The 8,123-nt window shown below is 71.8% G+C and carries 8 protein-coding genes; 5 read left to right on the top strand and 3 right to left on the bottom strand.

What is annotated here, in order from left to right:
* Window positions 1-44: 44 nt before the first annotated feature.
* Entirely contained in the window at window positions 45-1,571 is a 1,527-nt protein-coding gene (locus BIU90_RS10575) for an MFS transporter (protein ID WP_071300167.1), read from the bottom strand.
* A 170-nt stretch (window positions 1,572-1,741) separates the two neighbouring features.
* Between BIU90_RS10575 and BIU90_RS10570 the strand changes: the two genes are divergently transcribed.
* Window positions 1,742-2,278, top strand: a complete 537-nt coding sequence (locus BIU90_RS10570; RefSeq protein ID WP_071300166.1) for a DinB family protein — start codon at window positions 1,742-1,744, stop codon at window positions 2,276-2,278.
* Window positions 2,279-2,371: 93 nt separating this feature from the next.
* On the opposite strand, the gene BIU90_RS10565 is transcribed toward BIU90_RS10570, so the two are convergent.
* A complete protein-coding gene (locus BIU90_RS10565; protein WP_071300165.1) occupies window positions 2,372-3,334 on the bottom strand; it encodes a sugar-binding transcriptional regulator in 963 nt (320 codons plus the stop codon).
* Window positions 3,335-3,412: 78 nt separating this feature from the next.
* Between BIU90_RS10565 and BIU90_RS10560 the strand changes: the two genes are divergently transcribed.
* From BIU90_RS10560 to BIU90_RS10545, 4 genes are all read left to right on the top strand, one after another.
* The gene (locus tag BIU90_RS10560) at window positions 3,413-3,889 is read left to right on the top strand and encodes a ribose-5-phosphate isomerase (protein ID WP_071300164.1); all 477 of its coding nucleotides are present in this window, start codon (window positions 3,413-3,415) and stop codon (window positions 3,887-3,889) included.
* Between the two features lie 113 nt (window positions 3,890-4,002).
* A complete protein-coding gene (locus BIU90_RS10555; protein WP_071300163.1) occupies window positions 4,003-5,073 on the top strand; it encodes a hypothetical protein in 1,071 nt (356 codons plus the stop codon).
* Window positions 5,070-6,053, top strand: coding sequence for an ABC transporter ATP-binding protein (locus BIU90_RS10550; RefSeq protein ID WP_254787010.1), 984 nt, complete (start codon window positions 5,070-5,072; stop codon window positions 6,051-6,053). Before BIU90_RS10555 ends, BIU90_RS10550 begins: the two co-directional genes overlap by 4 nt.
* Window positions 6,040-6,942, top strand: a complete 903-nt coding sequence (locus tag BIU90_RS10545; RefSeq protein ID WP_083403872.1) for an ABC transporter permease — start codon at window positions 6,040-6,042, stop codon at window positions 6,940-6,942. Before BIU90_RS10550 ends, BIU90_RS10545 begins: the two co-directional genes overlap by 14 nt.
* A gap of 107 nt (window positions 6,943-7,049) precedes the next feature.
* On the opposite strand, the gene BIU90_RS10540 is transcribed toward BIU90_RS10545, so the two are convergent.
* On the bottom strand, window positions 7,050-8,084 hold the full coding sequence (locus BIU90_RS10540) for an NADP-dependent oxidoreductase (RefSeq protein ID WP_071300162.1): 1,035 nt from the start codon (window positions 8,082-8,084) through the stop codon (window positions 7,050-7,052).
* Window positions 8,085-8,123: the final 39 nt, after the last annotated feature.

The following is an 8,123-nucleotide window of genomic DNA, read 5'->3' as shown; positions in this document are numbered from 1 at the left end:
CGATGTCGTTCCGAGTCGGCGCCGGCCGCCGCCCGCGTTCCGGGTCAGCGCACGGGATCGGCCTCGCGCGCTGCCTCGTGCTCCCGCGCGGCGTCCTGTGCGGCGAACGGCAGGTCCCCGAGGTCCAGGTGCGGGTTCGTGTCCTGCGTCAGGACGAGCTCGCGCGCCTCCTCCGGGGTCTCGACGGAGGGCATCGACCCGGGCAGCGGGCGCTGCGAGGACTCCTTCATGCAGAACACCCCGACGGCACCGAGGACGCTCGTCGCCATGAGGAAGTACGCGGGTGCCAGTTCGTCGCCGGTCGCGGTCAGCAGGGCCTGCACGATGAGCGGCGTCGTCCCGCCGAAGACCGCGATCGCGATGTTGTACGCGAAGCCCATGCCGCCGTACCGCGTCGAGGTCGGGAACAGCGCGGGCAGCGACGCCGCCTGGTTCGACACCCACAGCGCGGTCATGAGCGCCAGCAGGGCCAGACCGGACAGGGTGGACCACTGCTCGCCGTGGCCGATGAGCAGGAACGCGGGGACGACCAGCACGACCGTCGTGGCCGCGCCGATCCACATCACGACGCGGCGCCCCAGGCGGTCGGAGAGCTTGCCCGTCAGCGGCAGCATCACGGCGAGCAGCACGAGCACGGGGATCGTCAGCAGCGTGCCGTCGATCGCGGAGTACCCGAGCGAGTCGGTCAGGTACGTCGGCATGTAGCTCGTCAGGGCGTACCCGACGGTGTTCGACGCGGCGACGAGCATCACGGCGATGACGATCGGCCGCCAGTGCTGTCGCACCATCGCCAGGACGCTCGTGGGGCGCTGCCCGGTCGCGTCGACACGGGCCTCGTTCGCGGCCTCCTGCGCGGCCTGGGTGGCCTGGAACGTCGGCGACTCCTCGATGCGCAGGCGGAACCAGATCGCGACGGCGCCGATGACCCCGGCTGCCAGGAACGGCAGACGCCAGCCCCACGCGGTCATGGTCTCCTCGCCGAGGGTGATCTGCAGGACCGAGACGACCGTGGCGCCGAGTGCGAAGCCCATGTAGCTGCCGAAGTCGAGGATGCTCGCGAAGAACCCACGACGGCGGTCCGGGACGTACTCGGTGACGAACGTGGTCGCCCCGGCGTACTCACCGCCCGTCGAGAACCCCTGCAGGAGCTTCAGCACCACCAGGATCACCGGCGCGAACACCCCGATCGTGGCGTACGCGGGCAGCACACCGATCAGGAACGTCGACGCGGCCATCAGGATGAGCGTCGTCGCGAGGACCTTCTGGCGGCCGATCCGGTCGCCCATGCGGCCGAAGACGATGCCGCCGAGCGGCCGGGCGATGTACGTCGCCGCGAAGACACCGAGGCTGAACAGGATCTGCACCGCCGGTTCGGCCGTCGGCAGGAACACGCGCCCCATCGTGACGGCGAGGTAGCCGTACACGCCGACGTCGTACCACTCCATGGTGTTGCCGACGACCATGCCGCTGACGGCTCGGCGCATCATGCTCTTGTCCACGACGGTGACGTCGCTCTCGCGCAGCCGGCGGGCGGGCCGTCGGCGCTCGGTACTGCTGGGGTCGGAACCCATCTGCTGCTCCCTACGGGTCGGATGAACAGCCGACGACGTTACCGAGCGACTGGAATGTCATTGGCCGGTGATTCACAGGGACCGGCGTGTCACCCGGACGGGGGTCGCGGTCGATCAGCAGTCCCGTGCGGAAGCGGAGGGGTTGGTCACGATGTCGTTACCATCGGCGCATGGCGATCGAACCGGACACGAAGAACTGGACCTGGGTGATCGGGACGCCGTGCCCGGACTGCGGCTACGACGGCAGCACGACGACGATCCGCGACGTGCCCGGCATCGTCGAGGCGAACGTCACCGGCTGGCCCGAGGCCCTCGCGCGCCCGGACGTCCGGGTCCGCCCCGACGAGCAGACCTGGTCGACGCTGGAGTACGCCGCCCACGTCCGCGACGTGCACCGGAAGATGACCGAACGGCTCGCGCTGATGCTCAGCCAGGACGCCCCGACGTTCCCGGACTGGGACCAGGACGCCACCGCGGTCGAGGACGCCTACGGCGAGCAGGACCCCGTCGTGGTCGAGCGGGAACTCGGGGAGGCGGCCCACCGGGCAGCACGGGCGTTCGAGGACGTGCGCGAGGACCAGCTGGACCGCACCGGCCTGCGCTCCGACGGCAGCGCCTTCACGGTCGCCTCGCTCGCGGTGTACTACGCGCACGACCCGGTGCACCACCTGTGGGACGTGCGGCGCAGCCACCACGGTCACCTGTAGCGGTCGTCCGGCACCGCGACGGACAGGAGGCTCGGTGCGGGCCCGGTGGGCAGCCTCCCGTCCGGCGCGGAGCCCGTCCGCAGGCGGCAGCGCTCAGGCGAGCGCGTCGAGCACGGCGCGCGCCGTCGCGGCGTCCGAGACCAGCGCGTTGACCAGGCCGCCGCAAACCGCGCCGATGATGCTCGGGACCTTCGCCTCGCCGACCGCCACGCCCACCGCGTGCGGCACGGCCGCCAGGACCTCGCGCGACGTCCGCACCATCCGGTCGCTCCCCGGGAAGTCGATCGCCGACCCGTCCGGCGCGAAGAAGTTCAGGCTGACGTCGCCGGCCGCGCGGTCGAACGCCCGGTCCTCGACCGGGATGCCCCGCGCCACGGCGTCGCGGGTCGGCGCCGGGGCCCCGATCCCGAGCACCGCCCCCTTCGCCCGACCCCAGAGCCCGACCACGTGCTGGAACGCAGGGTCCTCGTCCAAGGAGGCCCGCATCGCCGCGGAGGGCAGCGCCTGGGCGAACAGGAACGCCGGGATCGCGCCGGAGTGCTGTGCCGCGGTGCGCGTGATCTCGTTCGTCTGGAACCACGGCATCGGGTCCGCCTGGCCACCGACCGTGGGGACGAGTTGGACGCCCGGCAGCTGCGGCATCCCGGCCTGGGCGAGGGCGTACACGGTGCGCCCGGACGACATCAGGACCGCGTCCCCGGGTTGGAGCGCCATGCCCTCGACCGCGGCCGCCAGGGGCGCGGCGAGGTCGGCTCCGAGCGTCGCGGTGTGGGTCACCGGGGCGAGGTGCACGGCGTGCAGCCCGAGTCCGACCTGCAGCCGTCCGGCGAGCGCCACGGTCTCGTCCCGGAACGGGTCGACCACCTCGATGCGGACCAGTCCCGCGCGACGGGCCTCGGCCACCAGGCGCGAGACGGTCGGTCGCGAGACCCCGAGCCGCGAGGCGATCGCCGCCTGCGTGGCGTCCTCGAGGTAGTACATCCGAGCTGCCTGGTACACGGTGTCGAGCGGGAACCGTGCTCGTGCGGCGTCCGCGGTGGGAGGCTCGGCCGACATGTGTCCGATCGTAGCGAGGGGGCGCAGACTGGACCTGACGGGCGCCTCAGCGACGAGGCCCCGCGGAGGGAGACACGCATGACGTACCGACTCGTGGTCGGCTCGGACGACGCCGGATTCGACTACAAGGAGATCATCAAGGCCGACCTGCTGGCCGACGACCGGGTCGCGAGCGTCTTGGACGTCGGGGTGGACGCGGATGGGCACACCGCCTACCCGCACGTCGCCGTCGATGCCGCGCGGATGGTCGCGAACGGCGAGGCTGACCGGGCGATCCTGCTCTGCGGCACCGGGCTCGGGGTCGCGATCAGCGCGAACAAGGTCCCGGGGATCCGTGCCGTGACCGCGCACGACTCGTTCAGCGTCGAGCGGTCAGTGCTGTCGAACGACGCGCAGGTGCTCTGCATGGGCCAGCGCGTCATCGGGGTCGAACTGGCCCGTCGTCTGGCGAAGGAGTGGCTCGGGTACGAGTTCGACCCGACCAGCGCCAGTGCGTCGAAGGTGCAGGCCATCTGTGCCTACGACGGTTCCGCTCCGGTCGGGACCGACGCCTGACCCCTTGGTCGGCCGCCTGGCGCTGGCGGACACAGCCGACTGTCGGTTGCCGGACCTACTGTGCTCACGGCTGCACCGCTCCGCCGTCCCACCGCCCTCTGAGGGGATCTGCAATGAAGAAGTCCGCATGGCTGCCCGCCGTCATCGCACCGGTCGTCGTGGCCGGGGCCATCGCCGCACCGGCCCTCGCCAACGCTGCCAGCACGCCGCTCGCGGGTGCGAACCCGACCGCGGCGGACGTCATCGCCAGCGTCGCGAAGTCCTCCGACGCGCAGTACTCGGGCAAGCTCTCGCAGACGAGTGACCTCGGCCTCCCGGAGCTGCCGACGGGGTCGAGTGGCTCGTCGCTCGAGGGCAACGCATCGGACGCCCTCAGCATGCTCACCGCGTCGCACACCGCCCGGGTCTACGTCGACGGGCCGACCAAGCAGCGCGTGCAGGTGACGCAGCAGCTCGCCGAGCAGGACCTCGTCCGCAACGGCAGCGACGTGTGGACCTGGGACTCGAAGCAGAACGAAGCCACGCACGTGACCCTGCCGAAGAGCACTGCGACGTCGATGCAGGACGGCACGACGACCCCGGCCGACATCGCGAAGCAGGCCATCGACGCCATCACGCCGAGCACCACCGTGTCGAAGCCGACCAGCACCACCGTCGCCGGACAGCGCGCGTGGCAGATCGTGCTCACGCCGAAGTCCTCGGACACCCTGGTGGGCCGCGTCGAGCTGGCTGTCGACCAGCAGACCGGGCTGCCGCTCAGCGCCGCGGTGCAGGCGAAGGGCCAGTCGGATGCCGCGTTCCAGGTCGGGTACACGAGCCTGTCCTACGGCGCTCCCGCCGCCCGGCTCTTCGACTTCACGCCGCCGTCCGACGCGAAGGTCACCACGAAGGACCTCTCCGGTGCGGCTGCGCACGGCGCCCACCACGGCTCGCGCCCGGGGACCGACGGCAGCGCGCCGACGGTGACCGGCTCGGGCTGGGACACGATCGCCGAACTGCCCGCGGGCACTGCTGACCGGAGTGGTCTCGGGACCGACAGCACCGCGTTGCTGGACCAGCTGACCCGCGCTGTCGACGGCGGCCGCGCGATCCAGACCTCGCTGGTGTCGGTGTACCTGACCGACGACGGCCGCGTGCTGGCCGGTGCCGTGCCGGTGTCGTCGCTGGTGGCCGCCGCCAAGTGAGCACGACCGCACCGACGACCGACCGCACCCCGGCGGCTGTGGAGCCGGACCTGGCGATCCGCACGAGCGGACTCGCGAAGGTGTTCCGGAAGCAGCGCGCCGTCGACGGCATCGACCTGGCGGTCCCCCGGGGGTCGGTCTACGGCTTCCTCGGACCGAACGGCTCGGGCAAGACCACGACCATCCGGATGCTGCTCGGCCTGTCGTCCGCGACGGGCGGGTCGATCCAGGTCCTCGGCGAGACGATGCCCGCTGCGCTGCACACCGTGCTCCCCCGGGTCGGGGCGCTCGTCGAGGGGCCGGCGTTCTACCCGTACCTGTCCGGCCGGGCGAACCTGTCCCGCTTCGACGCCGCCGACCCCACCTCGGACCCACGCACCCGTCGCGAGCGGGTGGCCCGAGCGCTCGACCGCGTCGGACTGTCCCACGCTGCCGACAAGAAGGCACACGCCTACTCGCTCGGCATGAAGCAACGACTGGGCCTGGCGAACGCCCTGCTCACCCCGCGCGACCTGCTCGTGCTGGACGAACCCACGAACGGCCTCGATCCACAGGGCACGCGCGAGGTCCGCAACCTGATCCGCTCCCTGGCGGACGACGGCACCACGGTGTTCGTGTCGAGCCACCTGCTGGCCGAGATCGAACAGGTCTGCACGCACGCCGGGGTGATGCGCGCCGGCAAGCTCGTCGCGCAGGGCACGCTCGACGACCTGCGCTCCGCGGGTGCCCGCACGGTCACGGTCCGGACGCCCGACGTCGGACACGCGGGCTCGGTGCTCATGCGCCTCGGGCTCACACCCCGGCACGACGGCGGCGCCGACGTGCTCGTCGCCGACCTCCCCGCTGCGCTGCTGCCCGAGACGATCGTCACCGAGCTGGTGCACGCGGACGTCCGCGTCCGCGGGGTCGCCGTGGGTGGCGGCACCCTCGAGGACCTGTTCGTCGCACTCACCGGGGAGGGCTTCGATGTCGCTGCCTGAGCCGACCACCGCGACCACGGCCTCCCGTCCGGCCGACGGTGCCACGACACCGCCGGCCGCTCCGTCCGCGGCGCGGAGACGCACGTTCGCGCTGCTCGGGTCGGAACTCGCGCTGGTGTTCCGACGTCGTCGCACCTGGGCGATGCTCGGCGCGCTGGCACTCGTCCCCGTCCTGATCGCCGTCGCGGTCCGCCTCACCACCGGCGACGACAGCCGCGGCCCGGCGTTCCTCAACGCCATCACCAACAACGGCCTGTTCGTGTCGTTCACCGCACTGACGGTCTCGATCCCGCTGTTCCTGCCGCTGACGGTCGGCGTGGTCGCCGGCGACACGGTGGCCGGCGAGGCGAGCCACGGCACGCTCCGCTACCTGCTCGTCGCACCGACCGGCCGGCTGCGCTTCATGCTCGTCAAGTACGTCGGCGCGGTGGCGTTCTGCCTCGCCGCCACGCTGGTGATCGTGCTGGTCGGCGCGGCGATCGGGGCGCTGCTGTTCCCGATCGGGCCGGTGACCCTGCTGTCCGGCACCCAGGTGGACGGAGCGTCGTACGCCGGCCGAGCCCTGCTGCTGGCGCTCTACGTCACGCTGTCGATGCTGGGGCTCGCGGCGATCGGGCTGTTCGCCTCGTCGCTGACGAACGTGCCCGTCGGGGCGATGGCCGCGACCGTGGTGCTCGCCGGGGCGTCCCAGGTGCTCGACCAGCTCCCGCAGCTGGACTGGCTGCACCCGTTCCTGTTCTCGCACCAGTGGCTCGGCTTCGGCGACCTGCTGCGCGACCCGATCGCGTTCGACTCGTTCGGCAGCAACGCACTCCTGCAGCTCGGCTACGTCGCGGTGTTCGGCACGCTGGCGTACGGCAGGTTCGCCTCGAAGGACGTGCTGAGTTGACGACGGCCGCGCGCGACGGCTGACGACAGCCGCGCGCGACGACTGACGACGGTCACACGACCGAGGGCCCCGGCGATCGCCGGGGCCCTCGGTCGTCCGTGACGTGGCTAGTGTGCTTCGGGCCGGGCGGGAGCGCCGCTCGACACCGGGTCACGCAGGTCCCGGGACTTCTCGGACTTGTACCAGTGGAGGCGTGCACCGGTCTCGACGGGCTGCATCCCCACCACGACCTTGCCGCGCGAGTGCATCTCGGCCAGGTCCTCGTACGCGTCGACGATGTACTCGAACGGGTAGTAGCCCGAGATGATGAACTGGACCTTGTGCCGCTGCACCAGGTCGCCGAGCGTGGTGAGCATCTCGATCGCCTCGGTGTCGTCGCCGGGTGCCCGCAGGAAGCGGATCTCCAGGTCGCGCCGGTCGTCGCTGGTCACGAACCGCGAGCCGGTCACGCCGAGCCGCTCGGCCAGCGCCACGTTCTCGTTGTGCTCGCGGTTGTCGATGAAGGCGGTGACGGTGCGGCCGTCCGCGATCTCGCGGATGCGGTCCTCCTCGCCCTCGCCGTAGGCGACCGGCAGCACGCCGATCTGCCGGAGGGCGTCGTGGTTGCGCGGGCTGCCGAGCCCGATCACCGTCGCGCCGGTCTCCTTGGCCAGCTGGCACTCGATGTGCCCGACCCCGCCCGCAGCGGCGCTGATGACGACCGTGTCCTCGGGGCCGAGCTTGAGCGACCGGACGATCGACAGGGCCGTGCACCCGGCCAGGTACAGGCTGCCGGCGACCTCGAAGCTCATGGTCGAGGGCTTCTTCACGACGGCGCTCCGCGGGACGCTCACCCACGTGGCGTGGGAGCCCCCGTGCGGCGCGTGGCCCATGACCTCGTCGCCGACCTTGAGGTCACGGACGTCGGACCCGCGGGCCGCGACGACCCCGGCGAAGTCGACGCCCTGGTGCGCCGGGAACTCGAGGTCGATGAACTCCTGCAGGCGCCCTTCGCGCAGGAACCGTTCGATGTGGTTGAGTCCCGCGACGGAGACCTCGACCACGACGTCGGTGGGGCCGGGCGTCGGCCGCTCCTGCGCGACGAGCTCGACGACGTCGAAGCCGCCGTAGCGGTCGTACTGCACTGCGTTGCCGGTTCGCATGGCTCACTCCTTCGGACCTTGTTGCACCGTGATACTCGG

Origin of the sequence: Curtobacterium sp. MCBA15_001 (genome assembly GCF_001864835.1) — a bacterium.
GTDB lineage: Bacteria > Actinomycetota > Actinomycetes > Actinomycetales > Microbacteriaceae > Curtobacterium.
Note: the sequence above shows the minus strand (reverse complement) of the source record. Positions and strands in the feature narration are given on the sequence as shown.

Coding starts and splice junctions, on each gene's coding strand:
- BIU90_RS10545 (WP_083403872.1), top strand. CDS start 6,040: ATGTCGCTGCCTGAGCCGACCACCGCGACCACGGCCTCCCGTCCGGCC.
- BIU90_RS10540 (WP_071300162.1), bottom strand. CDS start 8,084: ATGCGAACCGGCAACGCAGTGCAGTACGACCGCTACGGCGGCTTCGAC.
- BIU90_RS10575 (WP_071300167.1), bottom strand. CDS start 1,571: ATGGGTTCCGACCCCAGCAGTACCGAGCGCCGACGGCCCGCCCGCCGG.
- BIU90_RS10560 (WP_071300164.1), top strand. CDS start 3,413: ATGACGTACCGACTCGTGGTCGGCTCGGACGACGCCGGATTCGACTAC.
- BIU90_RS10565 (WP_071300165.1), bottom strand. CDS start 3,334: ATGTCGGCCGAGCCTCCCACCGCGGACGCCGCACGAGCACGGTTCCCG.
- BIU90_RS10555 (WP_071300163.1), top strand. CDS start 4,003: ATGAAGAAGTCCGCATGGCTGCCCGCCGTCATCGCACCGGTCGTCGTG.
- BIU90_RS10570 (WP_071300166.1), top strand. CDS start 1,742: ATGGCGATCGAACCGGACACGAAGAACTGGACCTGGGTGATCGGGACG.